This window comes from Nostoc commune NIES-4072, assembly GCF_003113895.1.
GTDB classification, from domain to species: Bacteria; Cyanobacteriota; Cyanobacteriia; order Cyanobacteriales; family Nostocaceae; genus Nostoc; species Nostoc commune.
Window position 1 is genome coordinate 5,388,612 of record NZ_BDUD01000001.1, and the last position, 24,299, is coordinate 5,412,910.

Annotated in this window: 16 protein-coding genes, 1 tRNA gene and 3 pseudogenes; 13 read left to right on the plus strand and 7 right to left on the minus strand. The window is 41.0% G+C overall.

Translation table 11 applies throughout. The annotated features are described in order from the left end of the window. Window positions 1-238: 238 nt before the first annotated feature. Window positions 239-2,500, minus strand: coding sequence for a DUF1796 family putative cysteine peptidase (locus tag CDC33_RS23965; RefSeq protein ID WP_109011042.1), 2,262 nt, complete (start codon window positions 2,498-2,500; stop codon window positions 239-241). Between the two features lie 520 nt (window positions 2,501-3,020). On the opposite strand from CDC33_RS23965, the pseudogene CDC33_RS41990 reads away from it, so the two are divergent. The 4 genes and pseudogenes from CDC33_RS41990 to CDC33_RS23980 all read left to right on the plus strand — a co-directional run. Beyond that, window positions 3,021-3,107 (plus strand): annotated as a pseudogene (locus tag CDC33_RS41990) (transposase); the annotation flags it as partial. 151 nt (window positions 3,108-3,258) lie between these two features. After that, a complete protein-coding gene (locus CDC33_RS23970; RefSeq protein WP_109011043.1) occupies window positions 3,259-3,567 on the plus strand; it encodes a microviridin/marinostatin family tricyclic proteinase inhibitor in 309 nt (102 codons plus the stop codon). Window positions 3,568-3,736: 169 nt separating this feature from the next. Then, window positions 3,737-4,741 (plus strand): MvdC family ATP-grasp ribosomal peptide maturase, encoded by a 1,005-nt coding sequence (locus CDC33_RS23975; RefSeq protein WP_109011044.1) that lies wholly within the window; start codon window positions 3,737-3,739, stop codon window positions 4,739-4,741. A gap of 77 nt (window positions 4,742-4,818) precedes the next feature. Further along, the gene (locus CDC33_RS23980; RefSeq protein ID WP_109011045.1) at window positions 4,819-5,784 is read left to right on the plus strand and encodes an MvdD family ATP-grasp ribosomal peptide maturase; all 966 of its coding nucleotides are present in this window, start codon (window positions 4,819-4,821) and stop codon (window positions 5,782-5,784) included. Window positions 5,785-6,163: 379 nt separating this feature from the next. Here CDC33_RS23980 and acsF read toward each other — a convergent pair whose 3' ends face one another. Continuing rightward, entirely contained in the window at window positions 6,164-7,240 is a 1,077-nt protein-coding gene (acsF, locus tag CDC33_RS23985) for a magnesium-protoporphyrin IX monomethyl ester (oxidative) cyclase (RefSeq protein WP_109011046.1), read from the minus strand. Between the two features lie 421 nt (window positions 7,241-7,661). Here acsF and CDC33_RS23990 point away from each other — a divergent pair, with 421 nt between their 5' ends. The 7 genes and pseudogenes from CDC33_RS23990 to CDC33_RS24020 all read left to right on the plus strand — a co-directional run bounded on the left by CDC33_RS23990 (window position 7,662) and on the right by CDC33_RS24020 (window position 15,880). After that, on the plus strand, window positions 7,662-8,339 hold the full coding sequence (locus tag CDC33_RS23990) for a biliverdin-producing heme oxygenase (protein WP_109011047.1): 678 nt from the start codon (window positions 7,662-7,664) through the stop codon (window positions 8,337-8,339). Between the two features lie 88 nt (window positions 8,340-8,427). Next, window positions 8,428-9,810, plus strand: a complete 1,383-nt coding sequence (hemN, locus tag CDC33_RS23995; RefSeq protein WP_109011048.1) for an oxygen-independent coproporphyrinogen III oxidase — start codon at window positions 8,428-8,430, stop codon at window positions 9,808-9,810. Window positions 9,811-10,370: 560 nt separating this feature from the next. Next, window positions 10,371-12,476, plus strand: a complete 2,106-nt coding sequence (locus tag CDC33_RS24000) for an acylase (RefSeq protein WP_109011049.1) — start codon at window positions 10,371-10,373, stop codon at window positions 12,474-12,476. Window positions 12,477-12,823: 347 nt separating this feature from the next. After that, window positions 12,824-13,255: an EamA family transporter gene (locus CDC33_RS24005; RefSeq protein ID WP_109011050.1), complete on the plus strand. Its 432-nt coding sequence runs from the start codon at window positions 12,824-12,826 to the stop codon at window positions 13,253-13,255. Between the two features lie 331 nt (window positions 13,256-13,586). Then, window positions 13,587-13,887 (plus strand): annotated as a pseudogene (locus tag CDC33_RS24010) (GlsB/YeaQ/YmgE family stress response membrane protein). Window positions 13,888-14,059: 172 nt separating this feature from the next. After that, the gene (locus CDC33_RS24015; RefSeq protein WP_109011051.1) at window positions 14,060-14,752 is read left to right on the plus strand and encodes a manganese catalase family protein; all 693 of its coding nucleotides are present in this window, start codon (window positions 14,060-14,062) and stop codon (window positions 14,750-14,752) included. 387 nt (window positions 14,753-15,139) lie between these two features. Further along, complete coding sequence (locus tag CDC33_RS24020; protein WP_109011052.1) at window positions 15,140-15,880, plus strand: DUF3891 family protein; 741 nt, start codon at window positions 15,140-15,142, stop codon at window positions 15,878-15,880. 157 nt (window positions 15,881-16,037) lie between these two features. Here CDC33_RS24020 and psaK read toward each other — a convergent pair whose 3' ends face one another. Next, a complete protein-coding gene (gene psaK / locus CDC33_RS24025) occupies window positions 16,038-16,298 on the minus strand; it encodes a photosystem I reaction center subunit PsaK (RefSeq protein WP_109011053.1) in 261 nt (86 codons plus the stop codon). 673 nt (window positions 16,299-16,971) lie between these two features. Between psaK and CDC33_RS24030 the strand changes: the two are divergent. Together CDC33_RS24030 and CDC33_RS24035 are read left to right on the plus strand one after the other, a co-directional pair. Continuing rightward, window positions 16,972-18,207: pseudogene (locus CDC33_RS24030) on the plus strand (glycosyltransferase family 4 protein); the annotation flags it as partial. 518 nt (window positions 18,208-18,725) lie between these two features. Continuing rightward, a complete protein-coding gene (locus tag CDC33_RS24035; protein WP_109011055.1) occupies window positions 18,726-20,453 on the plus strand; it encodes an Rqc2 family fibronectin-binding protein in 1,728 nt (575 codons plus the stop codon). A 604-nt stretch (window positions 20,454-21,057) separates the two neighbouring features. On the opposite strand, the gene CDC33_RS24045 is transcribed toward CDC33_RS24035, so the two are convergent. From CDC33_RS24045 to CDC33_RS24060, 4 genes are all read right to left on the minus strand, one after another. Next, window positions 21,058-21,130, minus strand: a tRNA-Phe gene (locus CDC33_RS24045). A gap of 75 nt (window positions 21,131-21,205) precedes the next feature. Next, on the minus strand, window positions 21,206-22,075 hold the full coding sequence (locus CDC33_RS24050) for a metal ABC transporter permease (protein WP_109011057.1): 870 nt from the start codon (window positions 22,073-22,075) through the stop codon (window positions 21,206-21,208). A gap of 11 nt (window positions 22,076-22,086) precedes the next feature. Continuing rightward, complete coding sequence (locus tag CDC33_RS24055; protein WP_109011058.1) at window positions 22,087-22,863, minus strand: metal ABC transporter ATP-binding protein; 777 nt, start codon at window positions 22,861-22,863, stop codon at window positions 22,087-22,089. Between the two features lie 113 nt (window positions 22,864-22,976). Then, window positions 22,977-23,918, minus strand: coding sequence for a metal ABC transporter substrate-binding protein (locus CDC33_RS24060; RefSeq protein WP_109012687.1), 942 nt, complete (start codon window positions 23,916-23,918; stop codon window positions 22,977-22,979). Window positions 23,919-24,299: the final 381 nt, after the last annotated feature.

Genomic DNA, 24,299 nt, shown 5'->3' on the forward strand with positions numbered 1-24,299 from the left:
GAGATTGTGCATTATCGTTCTTTACATCTATCTTAAGCCCATAGTGTGAAGTATAGTGTGAAGTTTCAGAAATATTTTACCGTAGGCTGTTGCATAGCAGGAAAAAATTAGAGGAAGCCCAATATCTATATTGCTTCTCTAGTCGTAGTTATGTTTGTAAGCTGCATTATATCGAATGGCTTGAGTAGTCGAAAAGTTTTGGTGCAGCCCGCCGCAGGCATTGCCCCTAACTAATTTCTCACCCCTTCGGGATTTTAGGCGGACACCAAAAGAGGTTTTTGCTGGACACACCAAGAGATTCCAAAATACCTCGCATTATCTCTGTGCAATACATCCAGTGCCCCAAGTCGTCATACATGCGATCGGGATTAAACTCGACATTGTAGTGCAGCACATTGGGAAGGTCTAAAAACTCATCATCGCTTTGAGGAGAAAGAAGCAAGAGATGAAATGGCTTTCCCTGGCATTGTTTTTGTAGCTTGTTGACCAAATCTATCACACCAGGGCGATCGCTAATTCCTGTGCGAACAAAAAGTACTTTATCGCATTGCCGCAATGCGTACCAAAACCTTTGGGAGCGTGCCGTGTAACGAACGCGCATCCGTTCATGGACGGGAGACATATCGCTACTTGGGTCGTCTGTCTCCTCGACTTCATGGGCAAAGGATAAACCTGACCACTTACTGTGGTAAATTCTGCCTGCATCAGGACTGTAATGCAGAAAAGCAGGGTTCCACATATCATCAAAACCGTTTTCGATCGCATCGGCGACATCTCCAATATTGGTAGTGCGCGTTAGATCAAAGGGAAAAGCAGGGCCATCGTACTCCATCTTATATAGCATCATACGGACGGCACAGCGATCGCCAAGGGGAAGAATGGCGACACGGCTGATATCCGATAATTTGCATTTGTATTGGAAAAGCATCGCAGACTTCGGTGGTGCTTTCACCCGGCTTTCTAGCCCATCCTTGCCAATCATCATCGTGCGAAAGGGGGCGTCGGGATAAAGCGGATCTTCATAGACACCCGATGGTATAGCTTTAAGTGCGTTGCAAACTTCCGTCCACATTGGCTGGATATTGTACTCGTTGTCTGATTCGTTGATTACCCAGAGGTGGCGTTCATCTGCTTGCAAAATCCCCAGATGCCCATCATAGAATAAAACGTTGTTTGGCGAAAAGAGATTGAAGGCAGCGCTATATTCTAGATCAACACCAGGGGGAATGTTTATTGTAGTTGCGATGCCTGCGGCGGGCGTAGCCATCGCACCATCCTCTACAGCAAAGAAGGGGAGCGTTCCTGGTTGGACATCCTTCGCAATGTAAATACCCGGTATCAATCCAGCCTTACTTTGCAGTGCGGTTTGTAGTTCCTGCCAATAGGGAGCGATCGTGTAGCTGTATTGTGATGGGTTAACAATCCGTAAACGCTTCTCTTCCATACAGACAGAGACATGGAAGCCCGCATTATCAAAGTAGATAGGAAATTCCTTTGGTTGCTGAAAACTTTGTTTTTCTTTTGCTAATTTGTCTTTGTCGATATCGAAGAGGTGCTGGTCGATCTGCTGATACATGAGGCTATGACCGACCGTGTTCGGGTGAGCCGGATCGAAGGATATCCCCGCTTTCCATCGTCCTTGTCCATCATCCACAGCTGCCAACCAATCCAGTACAGGTACGCCCCAACTTAGCATTCGGTTGTGTGTGTCTCGGATCAGCCAGTAATGTTCCTGGGAATAATCGCCATTGGGATAGACACCGCCCAGAATTGGAATTGCCCCGATATCGCGCGTCATTTTTACAAGCTGCTGCAAACCACTTTCAAACCGTCGCTGTACTGCTCGTCGTTCGTGAGGGGGACAGGAAGCTAACCCTTCGTTACCTAGAGACAAGGCAATGATTACGATATCTGGTTGTTCTGGGGTGACAACTGAGCCAAATCGAGCGATCGTTCTGCTGACATTCGCCCCCACTTCCGACACATTCACGAGTTTATGCCGATATTTTTGCTGTAAAGCTTCTGCCAACAGCCAAACCCAACCTTTTAAAAACCAGGCTTTATGACCTACTGCAACGGAACTGCCAATTACTACAATTTTGAGCCTTTCAGCCCCTTCTTCCACGGGCATTATGACAGCCGACTTCTCAAGGTATCCAAAGGGATAAGGTTGTACATAACCGAATGCGCCATCATCTACAATAATTGTGCTGGAATGATCGTTAGGCTCAATGGGAATCCAGCGATTTGTATCTAGTAAACTTTCCCATTGGGCGTTACCCTTTGCATCAATATGTATGTACTTGTATTCAATCTGTCCATCGCCCGATAAAGGCTGCTGAATGTCAATTTCATCTGTCCACCATAAAGGATAGCGATCGCCACTTGTACGCAGGCGGACACATTTTACGATGTCCCACATTCCCAACTCTGGAGTCGAACCGACAAGACCGATGGATTCACCCGTTTGTGTGTATGCACTGATCTGGAATCGATACATAGAGTTTATCCTGGTTTAGTTAGTACAATACCAAACGGTCAGACTCAATCCTTAAACCTGCTTTAACAATATTACACACAACTACTGAGAGTCCAGTATTAATATTTTTAAGTACACTGAAGCTCTGATTTAGGTCGCTCAAAGCTACCAGTGGTAAAGCTTTTCAAAAATTAAATCGGGTTTTTATAGAAGATTGAATACTTATCAAATCAAATATATTGCATTAAAAGTATTAAGACAACTAAGAACAAATAAAAATAAGGATAAGATTAAGTTAAATCTTTTCTATTGCTCCTTTAATGTAAAAAAGAGAAAAATTCTTGAATTTATGGAATAAAATCATCTCATAATCCGTCAAAGCCCTACGTAGTAAATATTTTTAGCTTTTTCACACTAGAGTAAGAATGTTTGATCTGTAATTAAAATATAAAAATTTAGGTTTCAGGATGCTAGTGATAGATTTCCTGTAGAGTAAATGACTAACCTAGCAGGGATGAATGACCTGAATGCTTACGAATAAATTAATAATCAACTTAAGCTAATTTAAAGATTAGGCTATGGCTTTCACAACTTTGAAAATTTTAAATTACAAAGTTTATTGACTTAGGATTTTGGTATTAATTGTCCATAAATGGAACAATAATGTCACTATATTTACATAAGTGTTACAAATAATTACAAATGAATTTTATGCTTACATAGATGAAATTCTATGTAGTATTGTAGATATGTATCTTTGCTTAACCGTAGGAAAAATTATGTCTGAAAACAAACCAGAAGAACTGAATTCACAAGCAGTACCCTTCTTTGCTAGATTTTTAGAAGGGCAAAGCTTTGAAGACCTATCTGATCAAGAATCAGAAGGAATTGGCGGCGGAAATTGTGGTGTAACCAAGGGTGTAACCAAGAAGGGGAAAGATGAACTTTTCCAAACTCGGAAGTACCCATCTGATGGAGAAGATGGAGTAACAAAAAAGCATCCCTCTGATGATGAACAGATATTTGTTACTCTGAAGTTCCCTTCAGACAACGAGGATAATGGAGGGGCATTAGCAAGTCAAAAATAAAATAACTGCATACTTTTAAGTACACCAGAGATGCAGTTTTAAAAATATTCTGAGAAGAAAAAGACTGTTAGCTTTGCCAACTCCATTTAGGGGTTGGCTTCCCATTAAAAAAGTTTATTTTTTTATAGTTGACAGTAGCGACAATACAAAAACCTAATGAAAATATTTTATGTACGTTGACCGTGATGTGGTTTTATTAATCACCCATAGTGGTGATTACTTCACAATAGATAGAGTTGCAGAAGCTGTATCAAAACGAGGCGCACAGCCATTTCGCCTGGATACTGATAAGTTTCCGATGACAGTACAAATCGAGGCAAATTTCAGTAACTCTGGGAGTAATCATAAACTGGAATATAGCACTCGCTCCCTGAACACCGAGCAAGTGCAAGCAGTATGGATGCGACGGATTTGGCAACCTGACTTAGGTAAAGAATTGGCTCCACAATTCCAAGCAGCCTGCTCTAGCGAATCACTGGCAGTCTTAGATGGCTTTTGGGACAGTCTAAGGGGAGCTACCTGGGTGGATGATTTACAACGGATCAGTGTAGCTGAAAACAAGCTACGTCAACTAAGAATTGCATCGGAAGTTGGTCTTGTCATACCTCGGACTATCGTCACCAACAATCCTCAACAAACACGAGAGTTTTTTGAGGAAGTTAAAGGAAAAATGGTTGCCAAGCTACTCAGACCTCTTTCTTATGGAATGCAAGCCTCCTCTTTTTTCATGTATACCAGCGCTGTTAAAGAAGAAGACTTACTTGATGCTGAAACACTGCGCTATTGTCCAGTTGTGTTTCAAGAACAAATCCCCAAACAGCTAGAACTACGCGCAGTGTATGTGAATGGTAATCTCTTTGTCGGCGCACTGGATGCGTCTGAGTATGCAGCATCCACCCAAGATTGGCGACGGGGAACAAAAGAGGTTATTACCTGGCAACCATATCAATTACCTGATAAACTAATCTGTTGCCTCGATGCTTTTATGACAAGGTTTGGACTGATTTTTGGAGCATTTGACTTCATCAAAACGCCATCAGGGGAATATGTTTTTTTAGAAATTAATCCTACAGGAGAGTGGGGGATGCTGGAGAGAGATTTGGAATATCCGATCGCAGATGCGATCGCAGATGCACTACTTTCAACAAGCCCTAAGCAAAATGCTTTTACTTAAAAACTCACAACCAACTGACAGATTTTATAAATTTAGGAACTTGTTAATTTTTAATTTTTAATTCGGAGCAAAGCAACGTGACTGTTTTAATCATTACTCACAGCCAAGACAACGAAAGTATTCCTCTAGTTATTCAGGCAATTGAAGCCCAAGGAGGAAAAGCATTTCGTTTTGATACAGACCGATTTCCTACAGAAATCACCTTAGATGTTTACTATGCCAAAAGTGAGCGAGTTACTCTAAGCGTTGAAGACCAGACATTAGATTTGAATGAAGTGTCAGCAGTTTGGTATCGCCGCATTGCAATTGGATCAAGAATTCCCGACTCGATGGACAAGCAACTCAGACAAGCCTCGCTCAAAGAATCTCGCGTCACCATTGACGGAATGATTGCCAGTATTAAGGGCTTCCATCTCGACCCTCTGCCAAATATTCGCCGAGCCGAAAATAAGCAACTGCAATTACGAATAGCACGAGACATCGGTCTAGATACGCCACGCACTCTGACTACAAACAATTCAGTGGCAGTAAAGCAATTTGCCCAAGAGTGTAAGGAGGGAATGATTACAAAGATGCTCTCTTCCTTCGCTATTTACGATGAACAAGGACAAGAAAAAGTTGTGTTTACGAATCCAATTTCATCTAAGGATCTGGATAACCTCGATGGATTACGTTTTTGTCCAATGACATTTCAAGAAAAAATTCCGAAAGCATTGGAATTGCGGACAATTATTGTAGGCAAACGTGTGTTGACGGCGGCGGTTGATTCTCAAGCTTTGGATAAAGCGCGTTACGATTGGCGCAAACAGGGAATTGCCTTACTCGACGCTTGGGAACCATACACTCTACCTGAAGATGTTGAAGAGAAACTGCTCAAACTTATGGCAGAATTTGGTTTGAACTACGGAGCTATTGATATTATTTTGACTCCTGATGGTCGTCATGTGTTTCTTGAAGTTAACCCAGTTGGCGAGTTTTTCTGGTTAGAACGCTGTCCTGGCTTACCGATTTCTGAGGCGATCGCACAGGTTCTACAGAATTGAGGCAGGGGGGAAAGGATCTCTACTCAAAATTTAGTCAAAATTTAGAGAGAATGGTTTTGCGTTGCTTTCCCGCCTTGCAATAAATTGCAGGCTAATAGCTAAAGTGCGTTTAAACGCACTGAAATTAAAGAAATTAAGATGGATTGAGGCTGATGGGTTAGACTCTTTACCAATTCGCCAGCAGTATCATGAATTCTGGGGCTATCTTCTAAAGAAGACTCAATAAGGATTGGAGTCCACTTGAGTGGACTTGCGCTATTAGCCAGAGAATTCATTCTCTGGCGGGAAAGAGGGCAGTTGCAAGATATAACTTATAGAATTCGAGTTAAGAGATTCCCAAAGAAGAGTTGTAGATTCAGTTAATGTATGCAGTTATTAGTTAATGAACTGTCCCTCTCAATGATTCAGCATCAACAGGTTTGATTAGGTAAGTCTGCAATAGATGCCCAATAATGGAAGCTATCAAGGGTAATTTTTGGCAGAATTTGACAACTGGTGAGCGATTGCTGTTATTAATCTCTGCTAGTTTCAAATTAAGATCAGAACACTTTTCCAACCGCCGGAAAAACTCTGGATGATTTGTATTCAAAATCAGAGGAAATGCCCGTGCAGCAGTGTTATTCGTCTCTTGAATGACTCTGGTATTATATTCGCGCGGATCTATCCCAATGGATTGATAAAACGTGGCGCGTTCAAATACTGTCAATGTGTGAGTAGCAAAAACACTTAGCAAAAAGAAACGTACCCATAATCTAGCTCTCCAATTGTTCCATAATTGAGGCTGCGATCGCAGCAATGCTTTAAAGAAATCTCCATGTCGATTTTCATCCTGACACCAACTTTCAAACTTACGGAATAGTGGATAAATTTGGTGTTCTGGATGTTTCTCCATGTGCCGATACACCAAGATGTAGCGCCAGTAGCCAATTTTTTCAGACAGGTAGACTGTGTAAATAATCCACTCTGGCGGAAAGAAGGTATAAGTGCGATTTTTGGTTAAATAACTTAAGTCGAGGGAAAGATTAAAATCTGCCATTGACTTATTTAAAAATCCCGCATGGCGTGCCTCATCCCGCGCCATAAAATTAAAAGCATCCGCCAAAATCGGATTGCGGTTTTTCAGACGGCGTGATAACTCTTTAAACAGCAGAAACCCAGAAAACTCTGAGGTACAGGAACGTTCCAAAAAGTCAATAAAAGCGACGCGTGTTTCCCCATCAATGTGATCCCAACACTGCTGAAATTCTTCATCACGGACAAAGTGATGACGGTTATAGTCAGCTCGTAACTCCTCTACAATTGCCAGTAACTCAGCCTCCTGAGACGAAATATCCAATTGCGCCGCAGCTTCAAAGTCAGTGGTATAAAACCTGGGTGTTAATAATGTTTCTTGAACAGGCGCTTTTACACCTGGTTTTAGCAACTCAGGTTGGGAAGTTTCCAAAGACTTAACCATAAGAATCCTTTAATTATTTCATCCTTTAAAATTTATATAAGCATAAATAGTTGTTTGTAGACATCAGTTAAATTATTGAGAGTAAATTGTGAGAAATAAACTTATTACTCGTTGTTTCAGGAGAGTTTAAATGCCTATTGCACAATCAGTTTTGTTACTACTTAATTAGGATGTGTCTAAGGGTGAAAATCAGAAAAATATAAATAAATACTAATATCTTTATAGTTATATATAAATTAATAGTTAAATAATCTTAGGAGAAATAAAAATAGTTGGGATCTACATCGGCAGTGATACTTGCCAGATAGAGTGATGCAGATCCTCTCTAAACCTAGAATAACAATCTTTTAGCTGGCACTGGCAGGCCTCCTGAGTCGGTGACTGTCCAGAAACCTTGCCCTTGAACGTAAAGGAAGCAACAATGAGTAGTAATCTAGCCATCAAACTGCGCTCTGGAACTCAACAAGCCCACACCTCAGCAGAAAATGTGGGATTTATGAAATGTTTTCTGAAAGGAGTTGTGGATAGAGACTGCTTCGCCAAGTTCTTAAGCAACTTGTATTACGTCTACAGCGAACTAGAAGCAGCATTAAAGAGCCATTTAGAGCATCCTATGATTAGTGCGGTTTACTTCCCCGAACTTAATCGCCAATCCTCGCTCGAAAAAGACATGGTGTTCTATTATAGGGATAACTGGAGAGAGCAAGTTACACCTTCACCTGCTGCCCAAAAGTACATTGACCGCATTCGGGAAATTTCTATTAGTGAACCAGTCTTATTGTTAGGTCATGCCTACACTCGCTACATGGGCGATCTTTCTGGGGGTCAAATGCTACAAAAAGTTGCTCAGTCAACCCTGAAGCTTTCTGGCTATGAAGGCACATCCTTTTACAATTTTGAGCAAATTCCTGACAAAAAGGCATTTAAAGATAAGTATCGTCAGGCATTAAATGAATTACCAGTTGATGATATAACAGCAGAACGGATTGTTGCAGAAGCTAATAATGCCTTTGGGTTCAATTTACAGATGGCTCAAGAGTTAGAAGGAAGTTTAATTAAAGCACTCGGTCAAGTTATGTTTAATAGCCTAACTCATTAGTTATTAGTCGTTAGTCATTTGTCATTTGTCATTCTTCCTCTCCTACTCCCCAACTCCCTACTCCCTTCATTCACTAGAGAGCAACTCAATGGTTTTTCTATTACCTGGTGTCAAGTTTGATCTGGATTTGATTCAAAAGTACGACACTCGCGCACCTAGATACACCAGTTATCCGCCTGCTACAGAGTTAAGCGAAACATTTACTGAAACTGATTTTAAGGCCGCGATCGCAGCCTCGAATCAACGCAAAACTCCTATAAGTTTATATTTCCATATCCCCTTTTGCCAAAGTGCTTGCTATTTCTGCGGCTGTAACACAGTAATTTCCAACAATAAGAATATTGCCAAACCTTACGTAGAATCTTTAGCTCAAGACATTAAAAACACCGCAGCTTTAATCGATCTAGATAGAAAAGTGCTGCAAATCCACTGGGGAGGCGGTACTCCTAATTACTTGGATCGTGACCAAATAGAATTTTTATGGAAAAACATCAATCGCCATTTCAACATCGATCCACAAGCAGAAATCTCAATTGAGATTAATCCTCGTTATATTGATAAAAATTACATTTTCTTTCTGAGAGAAATTGGATTTAACCGTATTAGTTTTGGCATTCAAGATTTTAATAGCCAAGTTCAAGTAGCTATAAATCGTGTCCAGCCAGAAGAAATGCTATTTGATGTCATGAGTTGGGTTAAAGAAGCTAAGTTTCAAAGTGTGAATGTAGACCTTATTTATGGTTTACCTTATCAAACCCGCGAAACATTTCGGGAGACGTTGAAAAAGACTGTTAAGTTAGACCCTGACCGAATTGTTGTTTTTAACTTTGCATATATACCGTGGATCAAACCTACACAAAAAAATATTCCTCAAGAGGCGCTACCCCCAGCAGAGGAAAAGTTAGAAATTCTGAAAATGACCATTGAAGAATTGACGAATAACCAATATCTATTTATTGGGATGGATCATTTTGCTAAAACTAATGATGAACTAGCGATCGCTCAACGCAATGGCACTCTCAAGCGCAATTTCCAGGGTTACACTACTCACGCTGAGACAGAACTGTTTGGTTTTGGTTCTACATCCATCAGTATGCTAGAAGATGCTTATGCTCAAAACCACAAGGAATTAAAGGATTATTATCACACAATTGCAGCAGGTGCTTTACCAGTTAGCAAAGGTATCAAGCTTACTCAAAATGACATCATCAGACGGGATGTGATCATGGGTATTATGTCTCACTTTCAGTTGCATAAGCAAGATATTGAAAATAAGTATGATCTCAATTTTGATGAATATTTCTCTGAGGAACTAGAGGCGTTAAAACCACTAGAAGCCGATGGTCTAGTCAATTTATCAAAAAATCAGATCCAGATTACAGATATCGGTAGATTACTAGTCAGAAATATTGCCGTCATCTTTGATACTCATACAAGAACACGAGAGACAAAATTTTCTCGTGCTATTTGATACTACTTTTATGAATGTCAGATACATATTATCCCCTCAATCTACCTTGAAAATCACGATTGAGGGGATTTAACTAATTAGGACTTGGGCATCAGGAATCTATAGTGGTAATTTGCCTGCCGAGGGCAAAAGCTACTACTAATCCCATGCCTAAGTTGATAATCTTTCTTGATAAATATATAGATTACATGATCTTGTAGCTGTTTACCCATTTTTTACAAGGAATAAAAGATACTCTTATAGTTTTGACATTATTTCTCAATAAAGTGGTATTGTTAGATCGACTTAAATCTGCTTTGTCAAAGTCACTTGCGTACAACTTTACCTTGTGACCAAAAAGAGTAGTGGGGACTAAAGAAATTATTGAAAAACAAGCAAGGAGGAAGAAAAAGAGGAATTGGGGCAGGGTACGGAATGCTTAGGAGGGGAGAAAGTTTCCCCTTTTCCCCCTGCTCCCTGCTCCCCTGCTTCTTCATTTCTCCCAATTTCTAATCCCCAGTCCCTCACTGACCAATAGCAGTTTCAGTCACCAGGCGTTGCATGTGTACATGGTGGTGTTAATGAGGATTGATAGTTTACTCAGAGTTTACAAAAGAAAATCAATACGCGTTTTACCCTTAATACTCAGTTTGATATTGGTTTTGTTTGTCGGAAGCCGCACTGTAGCTGTACCAACGAAATCCACAGAGATATTATGGGATACATACGGTGTGCCGCACATTTACGGTAAAGATGACCAGAGTGCATTTTATGCCTTTGGTTGGGCACAAATGCAAAGTCATGGAGATTTACTTTTGCGTCTCTATGGTCAAGCACGGGGACACGCAGCCGAATATTGGGGAGAGGAATATCTGGAGTCAGATCGTTGGGTACAGACTGCGGGAGTACCAGAACGCGCTAGTACTTGGTACAAGGCCCAGAGTTCAACTTTTCGTAGTTATCTTGATGCTTTTGCTACTGGGATCAATGCTTATGCAAAAGAAAATCCGAAGTTAATTGATGATCAAGTTGAGGTAGTGCTACCAGTCAAGGCAGAAGATGTCATGGCTCACTTACATCGGGTACTCAATTTCACCTTTGTAGTCAATCCGGAGTCAGTATTAGACCTGAGCAAAGAAAAGTTACAAGCAGGATCTAATGGTTGGGCGATCGCACCAAGTCATTCTGCCAATGGGAATGCCATGTTGTTAGCAAACCCACACCTACCTTGGTCAGATTTATTTTTGTGGTATGAAGCTCAAATCACCGCACCAGGGATTGATGCTTATGGGGCAACACTTGTAGGTATTCCCGTATTAGCGATCGCCTTTAACAACAACTTAGGTTGGACTCACACTGTTAATACTTATGATGGTTGGGATGTTTATCAACTCACACTGGCAGGTAATGGATACCAGTTTGATGACAAAGTTCTTAACTTTCAGACAAAAACTCTCTCCTTAAAGGTGAAGCAGAAAAATGGGTCTTTACAAGAGCAACCATTAATAGTAAAAAGTTCCGTCCATGGCCCTGTGGTAGCCGAGAAAAATGGTAAAGCCGTAGCGCTGAGAGTCGCAGGTCTTGACCGACCAGGTGTACTCCAAGAATGGTGGGATATGGCCCGATCAAAAAATCTTGCCCAGTTTGAAAAGACACTCCAGCGCCTGCAATTGCCAATGTTTACGGTGATGTATGCGGATCGAGAAGGGCATATTATGCACCTATTCAACGGTCAAGTTCCAGTACGCTCTAAGGGTGATTTTGAATACTGGCAAGGCATAATCCCAGGAAATACATCTAAAACCTTGTGGACAAAAATTCATCCTTACCAAGATTTACCGCGCATAGTTGACCCGAAGAGTGGTTGGTTGCAAAATACAAACGATCCACCTTGGACAACTACATTTCCAGCCGCCATTAAAGCAGATAATTACCCGCCTTACATGGCACCTCGTTTCATGGATTTTCGCTCCCAACGTTCTGTAAGAATGCTGGCTGAGGATGACAAAATCTCTTTTGATCAAATGGTTGTATACAAGCACTCTACTCGTATGGAACTGGCCGATCGCATTTTGGATGATTTAATTCCGGCTACACGCAAGTACGGTCAGGACTTAGGGCAAAAAGCAGCTAATGTCTTAGAAGCATGGGATCGGCAAGCTAATGCAGATAGTCGCGGAGCCGTACTATTTGCCTTTTGGGTACAACAGATGGACTTAGATAAAACCTTTAGTAAACCTTGGAATGAAAATTATCCACGCACCACACCCGATGGTTTAGCTAATCCTGAAAGTGCAGTCGCAACTCTGCAAGCAGTTGCAGCAGAGGTAGAAAAGACTTATGGGGCGCTTGATGTACCGTGGGGAAAGGTTTTTCGGCTACGGTTGGGTGATATGGATTTATCTGCTAATGGTGGGGATGGCAGCCTGGGAATTTTTCGGGTACTGAATTCCGCTCCCGGAGAAAATGGGCAGTTCCAAGCCGTTGCAGGTGATTCCTATGTGGCTGCAATTGAATTTTCCAACCCTGTACGGGCAATGGCACTCACCAGCTACGGTAATGCAACTCAACCCGGATCGCCCCACATTAGCGACCAGTTACAGATGTTAGCTAACAAAAAGTTGCGGACAGTGTGGCGCGATCGCTCAGATATTCTTGCTCATCTAGAAGAACGTAAAATATTCTGAGGTTAATAGTCTGTTTCTAGCACTTGCGATGTCGGCGACGGGCTACGCCTACGCCCAAAAATTTCTAATTTTCTAGAGATATTTGGAGCGATCATCGTATGACCGTCCCTTCTCTACGTTCCCTGCGGGACGCTGACGCGAACGCGTACTGTGTCGCAGACAAACGCTGTGTGTAGCTTGCTTCGACCTCAGAGTACGCTCGAATTAAAAATTGAGAAAATTTTTAATTCCTCAAAGGAGTTAACGGGAATTTATTTTGAAAAGCAATTGCAGTTTGTAACAAGTAATTTAATCTAACATAAGCCTAAATAACACTGCTAATTTTGACTAGTGAACCAGGAGACAAGATGGAAAGCAACACCATAGCGTGGTGGATATATGCATTACTTTCGGCTGGCTTTGCAGCATTGACAACTATTTTTGCCAAAATTGGCATAGAAAATATTAATTCTAATTTAGCAACAGCAATCCGAACTGTTGTTATCTTAGTAATTGCTTGGGGAATTGTATTTTTTCAAGGAAATGTAGTTAATATTTTAGCTATTTCCCAAAAAACGATGATCTTCTTATTATTATCTGGGCTATCTACAGGATTATCATGGATTTTTTACTTCCAAGCTTTACAAACAGGAAAAGCCTCCCTTGTAGCACCAATTGATAAATCAAGCTTGGTATTAGTTTTATTGTTTTCAGTAATTTTTCTGGGAGAACCATTAAACTTGAAGATAATATTAGGAAGCAGTTTAGTAGTTGTGGGTACTTTAGTTCTAATCCTTTAAACTAATTGAGTATGTACTTACAAAGTATTTTAATTCATCTCCAAAAAGTTAGATTATTTTTTACATCTTAAGGTAGATATCAAAAACTATAATGTTAGTGTTTAGTTCGAGATGAAGTAACGTCTAAACTTGTGTATTCAATAATTCCTGATTTATCTGACAAAACTTTCGTTTAGGATTTTTATTTATAGAATAGAAATGCCAATTTCCATCTGAACCTTGGTGTAAAGTTTTTTGTCTAACTTTTGGATTTAGCATTTATCCCATCTGGTAGAAAGAAATGTGAATCAGAGTTGATAACTTAGATACAAGTGAGATTGTTGAGGCAGTTATGAGTATTCTTGCTTGGGTAGTTTTAGGACTTTTAGCAGGTGCGATGCCTAACGGCAAGCTACGCCTACGCTAAAACTGTTTATCCTGGTTATCAAGGTGGTGGAATTCTCTCCACAATGATTTTGGATATTATTGGGGCTTTCGTCGGTGGAAGTCTATTTACCTTGCTACGAACAGGAACTCTGCAAATTACTGCGGCTGGCGCTGGTTTAACTCTTCCAGGTATTTTAGTAGCTGTGATCGGTGCAATTGTTGCTATTTATCTATGGGGATTAATCAGAAGAAGCAGCAATGCTTAATCGCTGATTGGCAGTTATCAACACTAACATGACTACTGTATTTTATTGGTCTTCTAGTGAAACAGTTTGAGAAACTATTAAATCTCAAATTACCTAATTGTTGAAAGATGCTAGGAGACAATAAAATAGGTTGTTAATTCTGTAAAATCATAATTTTTGGAAGTGTAAATCTATGTTTTTTCACAAAAAAGAGCCTATTCATGCAGTTAACGTTACTGAACCAAATCCTCGTTTTGCTCAGTTGCTTTTAGAGCAGTTTGGCGGAGCTACTGGAGAACTTAGTGCAGCACTTCAATATTGGGTTCAATCATTCCATGTCGAGAATGCTGGAATTAAAGACATGCTTCAAGACATTGCAATCGAGGAATTTAGCCATTTAGAAATGGTTGGTAAACTCATTGAAGCTCATACTAAAAATACGGATCAAACAGAGGCTTATAAAAGCACTCTCTTTGCAGTGCGAGGAATTGGGCCTCATTTTCTAGATAGTCAGGGTAATGCTTGGACTGCAAGTTACTTGAATGAAGGTGGCGATGTAGTCCGTGATTTGAGAGCTAATGTTGCAGCTGAAGCTGGCGCTCGTCAAACTTACGAAGAGTTAATTAAGTTGGCAACTGACAAAGGAACCCAAGAGACTTTAGTCCATCTGTTAACACGAGAAATTTCTCATACCCAGATGTTTATGAAAGCTCTAGATTCGCTGGGTAAGTTGACAGATCCGTTCTTTGGTAATATTAAGCCAGATGAAACTGTTGCTCTTTACTACAACTTATCTACAGACGGCAATGGTCAAGATGAGCGTGGCCCTTGGAATTCTGAGCCAACATTCAAATACATTGCGAATCCGTTAGAAACTCACTCTTAATTTCATTGATTGCAGTGAGAGCTTCTTGAAAACTCCTAATTATTAGGTGGGCTATTTGCCCACCTTGTTTAGCAATAGTTAAACTATTTGTCTACATCAGGGATTTTTGAGGGAGAATTTAGCTTTATCCAACCTAAAGCAATCTTAAATCATTCGTGAACAACAAGATTCCCGATTTCTTAGAGAAGTCGGGAATCTAAATCGATAAGTATTTGCTGATATTGATTTGGATGCAACACGCGCTTTGGATACATGTTTCTGCGCGATATTGAAATTAAGCTACACTGAAGAAGTCAGAGCGATCGCCTCTTCAAATCTACCCCGACGTTTCTGAATTCAGAAATTAATTCAACTCAAAATCAAAACTAAGAATCAGGAGATTGATTTGTGATTGTCAACGCTACGCCAAATGGTTGGGAAGTTATTTATCACCGCGCCCATGCTTTATTAGCAGCTCAACTTGCAGGACAATGGCGGCGTAAAGATGCTCCAGCAAGGTTATATGAAACTGTCGCTGCAATTTCCCATCACGATGACCTAGAAAAAGAGTGGGAAGAGGACATTCTTACTGAAGCAGGTGCGCCACTGGACTTCATGCTCTCTTCAAATGCCGATGTTGATGCTGGTGTCCAAAAGTTGGCTGATCTGGCAAAGAATGCCCTTTACCGTGGACGATGGGTGGCTTTATTAATTTCCATGCATATCAGCCGTTTAAATGAGTCAAGCCGGGGTCAGTTTCCAGAATTAGACAAACTTCTAGATGAGCAACTGCAAAACCAGCAACGTTGGCGCAAAGAATTAGGCATCGAAAAGGAAGAAGTTGATGCAGCCTATGCATTTATGCAATGGTGCGATCGCCTTTCTCTGATTTTATGTCAGCAAGAACTACCTGCTGATGAGCGGTTTTTAGAAATTAGCAAGGGCCCTGAAGGTCAACGCTATGACATCATGCAGCGTAGCGATAACTTGGTTGTTGTCAAACCCTGGCCCTTCCAAGACGATAAATTCACGGTCAACGTCGAAGCTTGCGAACTCTCCCAAATTAAATTTGAGAGCAGCACTGAACTAACTCAAGCACTACAAGAAGCTCCCATCAAGGTACTAGAGTGGACATTCGTTAAAAGTTAGACAGTTGTCGCCGCCATAGTCAGTAATTCAAGCCTCCAGATACAGGCTTTTGGTGTTGGAATTTCTCTGGCTTTTCAATAAAAAAGAGCCAGAGAACTAACTCTCTGGCTCAAAGCCGGAGACAAAAAAATCATCAAATAAAAGCTGAGGTAACAACCTAAATTCTTCCCAGGTTATGCAATCCTAAGATAACGCCCACTCCTAAGATATGACCAAAGGCAGTAGTTGCTAAAAGGGCTGGTAAACCAAAACCACCAAAAAAATTGGCTGAGGGTAGTCCTGGTTCTGCGTTGGGATATTTAATGGTAGATTTACCAAAGGCAATGGCAACGATATTAACGATAATCATAATCAGTGCAACTGTCGGACTCCATTGCAGAGGTGTAGTTGCGGCAGCTAGTAGGGTTGAAGTAAACACCTGATTTGCTCCTGAAATTTATTAATGATTGCAAATATAATCTGAGACTTTCCGAAGCAAATTCAAGAAATTACCCGATTTTGCATTAATATTTAACACTTATTTTCACTACTTAATACAACGTGAGTTCAACGGCATTAATTCAGAACTTAGGCAAAAATCGCCAAAAAGCCTAATTTGTCGGACTGCTTTCTCTACAGGAGGCTGTGCGTCCGGTTGCTTTTTCACTATGTCAAACTCACGTTAATGCATGTATCTATGGAATTATATCTACACAAAGAAGACGAGAACTATAATATTTCTCTATCAAAAGCATTAGATATTTTGAATCGATTATAGCAATCCGACATGAAATAAAAGAACGTACTGAAGCTAAAAGTCCGTATTTATAAGCTTTTCAGCAATTTTGATTTTTAATTTCTTAAAAAGAAAAAATATAATTTTCATCTACCAAAAATCTGAAATCTAAAGATAACAATTTTCTATATCTAAAGAAATTAAATATTTGTTGTATTTGATCTAATAGTATACTTCTGGCAGAAGATGTAAAAAAATATTAGGCATAGTAAATTAAAATCAATATTAATCAAGGTTCCTGAACAATTCGGGCAAGTGTGCTATACACGAGTTTGGAACAGCTTAAAACTTTGTTAAAATCAGCAACACACAAACTATGAACTCTACCACCGAAAAACGTATCGCCTTGATTTCCGTCCACGGAGATCCGGCGATTGAAATAGGGAAAGAAGAAGCTGGGGGACAAAATGTTTATGTGCGTAACGTGGGTGAAGCACTAGCGCACCTGGGATGGCAAGTTGATATGTTTACTCGCAAAGTGAGTCTGGAGCAAGACTCGATTGTTGAACACAGTGAGAATTGCCGCACTATTCGTTTAAAAGCTGGCCCCCTTGAGTTTGTGCCGCGAGATGAAATTTTTGAATTTCTGCCAGAATTTGTAGATAATTTCCTCAAATTTCAAGTAAAAAATGACTTTACATACCAATTAGTTCACACTAACTATTGGCTCTCTAGTTGGGTGGGTATGGAGTTAAAGAAAATCCAACATAGTAAACAGATTCACACCTACCACTCTTTAGGAGCAGTCAAATACAACACCATAGAAAATATTCCTCAGATTGCTACTGTGCGATTAGCAGTAGAAAAAGAGGTGTTGGAAAAAGCAGAGCGAATTGTAGCGACAAGTCCGCAAGAACAGCAACACATGCGATCGCTAGTTTCCACTAAAGGTAATATCGACATCATTCCCTGTGGTACAGATATTCAGCGCTTTGGCTCGATTGCACGAGAAGCAGCCAGAGCTAAATTGGGGATTGATAAAGAAGCCAAAGTAGTATTATATGTAGGGCGTTTTGACCCACGCAAAGGGATAGAAACCTTGGTGCGTGCAGTAAACGAGTCTGGTTTACGTGACTCTAAAAATCTTCAGCTAATTATTGGTGGTGGTAGTACTCCAGGTAACAGCGACGGCATTGAGCGCGATCGCATTGAGCAAATCGTCAACGAATTGGGGATGATCAACTTTACCACTTTTGCTGGTCGTCTGAGTCAAGATATTTTGCCAACTTACTATGCAGCTGCTGATGTTTGCGTTGTTCCCAGTCACTACGAACCCTTTGGACTCGTAGCGATCGAAGCGATGGCAAGCGGTACACCAGTGGTAGCAAGTGATGTCGGCGGACTTCAGTTTACTGTAGTTAATGAAGAAACTGGTTTATTGGCAGCACCGCAAGATGTAGATGCCTTTGCATCTGCCATTGACCGAATTCTTTTAGCTCCAGAATGGCGTGATGAATTGGGTAAAGCTGGTAGAAAGCGCGTCGAAACTAAGTTTAGCTGGGATGGTGTAGCACATCAACTGAGTGAACTTTACACCGAACTGTTGCAGCCACAACCAGTAGCATCAACAGCAAAAGAACTAGTAGAGTCAACAGCCGAACTAGTGCAGTCAGCAGCAAAAGAACTAGTGGAGTCAACAGTCGAATTAGTGCAGTCAACAGCAAAACAGCCAGTTTTGGTTGCTAAATAATTCTCTTGGGTAACAGATAATGGTGAATGGGTAACTTGGAAATAACCAATAATTTTATTTTCCTAGTCGTCACTGACCATTACTCAATCATTTATTCTAAATATTCTCTAGGCTGAGTGATTTCCATTATTAGTTTAATTAGTGGAAATTACTTAGCCTATTTATTTATATACCTTGATATGACAAAAATCGACACTAAAAAATGTATAAAAAGGGTAACCTATGATTTAAGTGCTGGGAGTCTGTCTGAATAATAGATTTCTGCGTTAGCTATCACCAAACCAAGTAACCGCTATGATAGTTGAGGTCTGCTATGCTTTGACTAAACGAAGATAAAAGCATAGCGATCGCTACCATTTGAATGTTAACAACTAATCGCTTTGCAACCAGTTGACTTTACCACTCTCACAGCTGCTTGTAGCGAAATCCGCGCTAACTGGCTACCATCACGCTTAGAACAGGTTTACCAGCGCGATCGCTACACTATTGCTATGGCATTACGCACCCTGAAACAGCGAGATTGGCTGCAAATTTCTTGGCATCCCCAAGCTGCACATATTTGCATCGGCGATCCACCACCGCGATCGCCAGATACCTTTACTTTTAGTCAACAACTGATACACCAATTAAATGGTTTAGCACTGGTAGCTATTGAAGCGATCGCCCCTTGGGAGCGGGTTATCGATTTGCAATTTGCCCGTCGTCCCGGAGAAACCGCCCTATATCATGTCTATGCGGAAATCATGGGCAAGTATAGCAACGTCATCCTCACCGACGCCAACAATATAATTATCACCGCAGCTCATCAAGTAAGTCAGCAACAATCTAGTGTCCGTCCCATCCAAACCGCACAACCTTATGAAACACCGCCAAAACTGACTGGAACTGTCCCCAGTTTGAACGAATCACAAGAACGTTGGCAAGAACGGGTAAGTTTAGTGCCAGGAGCAATCAAGCGGCAATTGCTGAAAAGTTATAGTGGCTTGAGTGCAGCACTACTGGAGTTAATGCTGCTAGAAGCAAATATCGCACCAGAAACATCCACCGATACTCTTAATCCTGACGATTGGCGACGGCTATTTGAACGTTGGCAAGAATGGCTGCAAGCATTGGATTCGGGTAAATTCCAACCCGCTTGGACAAAAGATGGCTACACCGTAATGGGTTGGGGTGCAGTTAAAAAGGTCAAGAATATCCAGGAGTTACTCAACCGCTACTACAGTAACCAAATTGACCAACAGTTATTTTCTCAATTGCGCCATCAGTTGAGCCAGAAATTGAATAATATTCTGGCGAAATTACAGAATAAGGCTCAAACCTTTAAGACGCGCTTGCAGCAATCAGATCAAGCCGATGAATATCGACAGAAAGCTGATTTATTGATGGCTCACCTGCAAAACTGGGAACCAGGGATGAAAGAAATTATCCTTGCTGATTTTGATACAAATCTGCCAGTAGCGATCGCTCTGTTGCCAGATAAAAATGCTGTCCAAAATGCCCAAGGTCTTTACAAACAACACCAAAAGCTCAAACGCGCTCGTGCTGCCGTCGAACCGCTACTATTAGAAGTGCAGATAGAAATTGAGTATTTAGAACAAGTAGAAGCTGCGATCGCTCAGATAGACACCTACCAAACAGCAGAAGATTTGCGAGCTTTAGAAGAAATCCGCGAAGAATTGATTGGACAAAAGTATTTAGAAGATCCAGAATATCGCAGCCGCAGCGCCAATGAACCCCCCAGCACCAACTTTCATCGTTACCTGACCCCTAACGGCTTTGAAGTATTAATCGGTCGCAACAATCGCCAAAATGACCAATTGACCTTTCGTGTAGCTGGGGATTATGACTTATGGTTCCACGCTCAAGAAATTCCAGGGAGCCATGTGCTATTACGTCTAGAACCCGGTGCTGTTGCAGAAGAAGCTGATTTACAATTTGTAGCTAATCTTGCCGCCTACTACAGTCGCGCCCGTCAGAGTGAACAAGTGCCAGTAGTTTACACTCAGCTAAAACACGTTTACAAACCCAAAGGAGCAAAACCAGGAATTGCAATTTACAAGCAGGAAACCATCCTCTGGGGAAAACCACAAATGGTCGTTAGTCATTAGTAATTGGGCATTGGGCATTGGGCATTGGGCATGGAGAATTGGGTAATAATCAATAGTTTTTCTTCCCCTGCTCCCCCTGCTCCTCTACTCCCCTCCTTTTCTACCCTGCGATTTGCTGAATTATCCTGATAGATAGAAGCTTTTAAGCTTTATTCGGATCTTTTTTGATGAAGTTTCACGAAAAATCTGTGTTGACTGTTACAATATTGTTAAGAAAAGTTGCCCGTTGCATTTTGGGAACGCGCAATTGGGTTTTAACTCTCTTGAGAAGACAACGCAAAAAAAAATTTTCCAGACCAGCTGTGGGAGGCTGGTCTTTTTGTTTTTTAATGGGTCGTAGGATGTCCAAAAATAGCCAACGTGCCAATACGGTTCGGATAAGCATTTTTCACTTTCCTTGTGGTCTGGGGAAAGGGTAAGGGGTAAAGGGTAAAGGATGTATTGAAAACCTTTCCCCTTTTCCCTTTGCCCTTTAACCGAACCGTATTGCCCAACGTGCTATAAAACCACACCATTTTTACACCAATAACAAGCGCTGAAATAGAGTTATTTAGATAAACAAGAAACCCCTGAAGGCTAAGACTTTCAGGGGTTTTTATGATTATGCCAGGAACCGGACTTGAACCGGTGACACGAGGATTTTCAGTCCTCTGCTCTACCAACTGAGCTATCCCGGCTGGGGCTTTTGTGAGCCACGATTAATCAATGTAGCAAACATCCAATAAAATAGCAAGCCCTTGGAGAAAAAAGATTTACGCGGCTTTCAAATTCAACTTAAACCAGATGAAAACGGCTACAAATAGCAGAAATTGCACAAGAACAATACTTGGGCCAGAAGCAAAGTTAAAAATACCTGACACAATGATGCCAGCAATACTGCTAATAGAACCAACTATCACTGACATGATTAGAAAGCGGCTAAAGTGGTGACTCATCAGTTTGGCGGTGGAGGCGGGAATCACCAAAAAGGCGTTCACTAGTAAAACGCCGACAGCTTTAATCGCTACAGCAACGGCGAGTGAAAGCAAGACCACAAAAACGTAGCGGTACAACTGGACGGGAATACCTTGAACTTGTGCTACATCGGGGTTAAGGGTCAATAAAATTTGCTGGCGCAGAGTTGATAATAAAAATATGCTGCCTCCCACAAGTACTAGCAGCGTCAAAATCAAATCTGTGGTATCGATCGCTAGAATATCGCCGAACAGCACAGCCATCAAGTTGCCACGATATCCTTTAATTAGGCTAGTGAGAATCACACCGATCGCTAATGCCCCAGATAGGACTATGCTAAGGACGCTATCGCTACCTAAGTCGGTTTTGTCGATAAAGTAGAGGACAATAACCCCAAAAACCAACGTGAAAGGTAACAGCATCCAAGTCGGATTTATTTGTAGCAGCACACCTAACGCCACACCTACTAATGCTGCATGACCAACTGCGTGGCTGAAAAAAGATAACTGGCGCAAGGTGACAAAACTACCCAACATCCCGCCAAGTATTCCCATCAACACAGCACCGACGATCGCACGCTGCATAAAAGGGAATGTTAACAAGCTTACCAAGTCATTAGTATTGGCGATCGCAAGCCTTGCTATCTGACAATCATTGAAGAAATTCATATTTATGGATATTAATGTTGGTGCTGGTAACGGCTAAAACCTGGGCCGTAGGTTGCTAATAGGTTTTGCGGTGAAAGGGCAATTTCTGGCTTACCAGTACAAACAATGCTTTGATTCAGGCAAAGCACGCGATCGCAATGGCGATTTACCATATCAATATCATGAGAGACTTGCAATACCGTCCAACCTTCCTGACGCTTTAATTCATTTAGCAAAGCGTAAAAATCTGCTGAACCTTGCACATCAACACCAGCAAAGGCTTCATCGAGTACCAAGAGTTTGCGAGGCATTACCAAACAATAAGCCAATAAAACCCGCTTGAGTTGACCACCGCTAAGAGTACCAATAGCTTGATGCTGTAAATGATAAGCATCGGTTCGCCGTAAAGCTTCTCCTACGGCTGCCGATTTTTCTCGGTCTTGTCTCCACAGCCTGGAGAAAAATAAATCCCCTTTTTTCGCTTCTTTGTCCCATCCAAGTCCTACTAATTCGCTCACAGAAATGGGAAAGCTGCGGTCAAAAATGAAGTTTTGCGGCATATAGCCCAACAAGTGACGTAAACGCCCCAGTCTTGCAATTGGACGACCTAAAATTTCAATCGTACCAGCACTTCGAGGTATCAAATCTAAAACTGCTTTTACCAGAGTACTTTTACCAGCACCATTGGGGCCGACGATAGCTGTATCTGTTCCTGGCAATAATTCAAAAGAAACATCTCGAACAGCTAGATAGCTGCCTTGATAAACAGTTAATCCTTCTACTTTTAAAATAGCAATGTCATTAGTCATTGGTCATTAGTCATTGGTCATTGGTCATTGGTCATTGGTCATTGGTCATTGGTCATTGGTCATTGGTCATTGGTCATTTGCAAAGGACAAAGGACAACTGACAAATGACAAACCTATTTACATGCCGTTTGCAGAGTTTGCAAGTTAGCTTTCATCGCCTTGAAATAATGCTGTGGATCTGTTTCGCCAGTTTCTAGAGAATCCAGAGGACGCAAAGTTAATTTTAAATCTTTGGAGAGGCTCGATAGAAGTTTGTTATCTACTCCTGGTTCACTAAATAAAGCTTTAACTTTGTACTTCTTCACCGCATTGACTGCATTTTGCACATCCGTTGGTGAAAGTTGATCTTCGGGAATTTGTACTACAGCAACTTGCTTGAGGTTATAGCGTTTAGCTAAATATGGAAACGCATCATGAAAGGTAATAAAGGTACAACTAGGAGTTTTTTGCAAAGTCAGTTGAAATTCGCTGTTTAAACTTTCTAATTCTTTAATATAAGTCGCAGCATTCGCCTCATAAGTTGCTTTGTTCGCTGGGTCAGCAGCAATTAATCCATCCCGAATATTAGTTACTTGCTGTTTTGCCAAAACTGGATCTAACCAAACGTGAGGATTACCTTGGGTGTGTTCCTCGTCTTTTTCCTCTTGAGACGTTTTTACAACGGGTGAAATTTCATTTAAGGGTTTAATACCAATACTTGCATCAATTTCCGCTAATTTGCTGTTTTGGGCATTTTTAACAGTATTTTCCAGAAATCCCTCCAAACCTAAACCATTTTTTACTAACACATTCGCAGTTGCGATCGCTTTGACATTTTCGGGTGTCGCTTGGTATTCATGCACCTCCGTACCAGGTGGCACTAAAATTTCTACATCTGCCACATTCCCAGCTACTGCCTTAGTAAACAAATATATTGGCAAAAACGTTGTCACTACTTTAGTTTTTTCCGACTGCACCGACGGGGTAGAGGCAGCTTCCTGTGCTTGCGGCGACTGTTCGGAAGTTGTTCCCTGATTTGGATTCGATTGACTACAGCCAGTAGTTATTGACAACATCAGCAAAGCAATTATCGGCAAGATACCGCTTTTTTGCTTGCTTGTTCTAATTCCTCTACAATTCACAATCACATATTTTCTCCCCAAAACGGATGCTGACTCTGCCTCTGTCAAAATTCCTATTGACAAGTTTATACTATAATAATTCTCATTCTCATTTTAGGCACATAATATTATTCTGGATTTCCTGTGTAATGAATGACAACAAAACTTTTTTAGACGGTACAACCCTCTGCAATTTAGTTTTCCCTGAATAATTAGGGTTTCTTGACTTTTTTTGTTAAAAAGGTTGCTTACTTCTGATAAGATTGCTGACAAATATTCTCATAAAATACACGTTTGAAAAAACGTGGTTTGGGTGTGAGTTGGATATCAGTGTGA

What these genes read in the sequence shown, in the direction of transcription:
- CDC33_RS24060 (WP_109012687.1), bottom strand. Translation starts at nt 23,918, where the DNA reads ATGTTGTCAATAACTACTGGCTGTAGTCAATCGAATCCAAATCAGGGA.
- CDC33_RS23975 (WP_109011044.1), top strand. Translation starts at nt 3,737, where the DNA reads ATGTACGTTGACCGTGATGTGGTTTTATTAATCACCCATAGTGGTGAT.
- CDC33_RS24050 (WP_109011057.1), bottom strand. Translation starts at nt 22,075, where the DNA reads ATGAATTTCTTCAATGATTGTCAGATAGCAAGGCTTGCGATCGCCAAT.
- CDC33_RS24015 (WP_109011051.1), top strand. Translation starts at nt 14,060, where the DNA reads ATGTTTTTTCACAAAAAAGAGCCTATTCATGCAGTTAACGTTACTGAA.
- CDC33_RS23990 (WP_109011047.1), top strand. Translation starts at nt 7,662, where the DNA reads ATGAGTAGTAATCTAGCCATCAAACTGCGCTCTGGAACTCAACAAGCC.
- CDC33_RS24005 (WP_109011050.1), top strand. Translation starts at nt 12,824, where the DNA reads ATGGAAAGCAACACCATAGCGTGGTGGATATATGCATTACTTTCGGCT.
- hemN (WP_109011048.1), top strand. Translation starts at nt 8,428, where the DNA reads ATGGTTTTTCTATTACCTGGTGTCAAGTTTGATCTGGATTTGATTCAA.
- acsF (WP_109011046.1), bottom strand. Translation starts at nt 7,240, where the DNA reads ATGGTTAAGTCTTTGGAAACTTCCCAACCTGAGTTGCTAAAACCAGGT.
- CDC33_RS24055 (WP_109011058.1), bottom strand. Translation starts at nt 22,863, where the DNA reads ATGACTAATGACATTGCTATTTTAAAAGTAGAAGGATTAACTGTTTAT.
- CDC33_RS24000 (WP_109011049.1), top strand. Translation starts at nt 10,371, where the DNA reads ATGAGGATTGATAGTTTACTCAGAGTTTACAAAAGAAAATCAATACGC.
- CDC33_RS23965 (WP_109011042.1), bottom strand. Translation starts at nt 2,500, where the DNA reads ATGTATCGATTCCAGATCAGTGCATACACACAAACGGGTGAATCCATC.
- CDC33_RS23970 (WP_109011043.1), top strand. Translation starts at nt 3,259, where the DNA reads ATGTCTGAAAACAAACCAGAAGAACTGAATTCACAAGCAGTACCCTTC.